The sequence below is a fragment of the Dellaglioa sp. CoH-55-MRSF-9 genome (assembly GCF_056782155.1).
In genome coordinates this window covers 1-240 of record NZ_JBXAYG010000163.1, presented here as the reverse complement: position 1 = coordinate 240, position 240 = coordinate 1, and the positions used below count along the sequence as shown (strand labels likewise).

At 62.1% G+C, this 240-nt stretch carries 1 protein-coding gene; it reads left to right on the top strand.

Annotated elements, in window-relative coordinates; all coding sequences use genetic code 11:
• The coding region (locus AC1RPV_RS08190; RefSeq protein WP_481764268.1) for an ABC transporter substrate-binding protein at nt 1-240 on the top strand (240 nt) is incomplete at both ends.

Sequence of the window (240 nt, the reverse complement as noted above, 5' to 3'; positions counted from 1 at the left end):
GACTTCAACAAGCAGTACCCGAACATCACGGTGACCCCCCAGATCACGCCGTACCAGAACTACTTCACGAAGTTGCAGACCCAGGGCTCGTCCAAGACGCTGCCCGACGTGTTCTGGATGAACGGCCCGAACTTCCAGCTGTACGCGTCCAACGGCCTGCTGGAGCCGGTCGGCTCGGCGATCGACCCCGCGAACTACCCGAAGGCGCTCGACGCGCTCTACTCGTACGACGGTAAGCAG